Raw genomic sequence first — 982 nt, forward strand, 5'->3', positions numbered from 1 at the left:
GCCCACGCCCAAGACTTCCCTCCTCTCGGCCTGGTTCGGAACGCCGCTCTGGATCCGGATCGTCGGGGCCATGGTGCTCGGCGCGCTGGTCGGGCTGGGGATCGGCGATGGCGCAAAGGAGCTGAAGATCATCGGCGACGTGTTCGTCGAAGCGATCCGCATGCTGGTGGTGCCGCTGATCTTCGCCACCATCACGGCCGGCGTCGTGGCGATCGGCAGCCCCAAGGCGCTGGGTCGCACCGGCGGCTGGACCATCGGGTTTTACGTTGTCACGAGCGTTCTCGCGGTCTGCCTGGGGCTGCTCCTGGGCAGTCTGCTTCAGCCGGGCGCCGGGCTGGATCTGGTTCCCAGCGTCCTGCCGGACACAAAGGCCCCGCCGACCTGGCAGGAGCTTCTGCTCGGCGTAATCCCGGAGAATCCGGTGAAGGCGATGGCGGAGGGCCAGGCCCTGCCCATCATCGTGTTCGCGGTGCTGTTCGGCCTCGGCATCCTGATGGCGGGCGATAAGGCCAAGCCCACAGCCGCCGCGATCGACGGGGCGGCCGAAGCCTTGCTGCGGCTCGTGGGCGTGGTGATGGAACTCGCGCCCTTCGGCGTGTTCGCGCTGATGGCTTTCGTGGTCGGCACGCTGGGGGTGGAAGCGCTCGTGCCGCTGCTGGCGCTCGTGGGCGTGGTGTATCTCGCGCTCTTCCTGCACGCCACGCTGGTCTATGGCTCGGCGATCAAGTTTCTGGCTGGTCTGCCGGCGCTGCCCTTCTATCGCGGCATGCTGGATGCGATGGCGGTGGCCTATTCCACCTCCTCCTCCAGCGCGACGCTGCCGGTCACGATGCGCTGCTGCACCGAGAACCTCGGCGTGCCGCAGGCCAAGACCTCGTTTGTCACCTCGCTCGGCGCCACGATCCATATGGACGGCACCGCCATCTATCTCGCGCTCGTCACCACGTTCGGGGCGCAGGTGTTCGGGGTGGAGCTTGGGCCG

1 protein-coding gene is annotated in these 982 nt (G+C 67.8%); it reads left to right on the plus strand.

From position 1 onward, the window contains the following. Positions 1–58 precede the first annotated feature (58 nt). A partial coding sequence (locus ACLD7X_RS17080) for a dicarboxylate/amino acid:cation symporter (RefSeq protein ID WP_411424886.1) occupies positions 59–982 on the plus strand: 924 nt, incomplete at its 3' end.

It is taken from the genome of Aphanothece microscopica RSMan92 (assembly GCF_046613545.2).
Lineage (GTDB): Bacteria > Cyanobacteriota > Cyanobacteriia > PCC-6307 > Cyanobiaceae > NIES-981.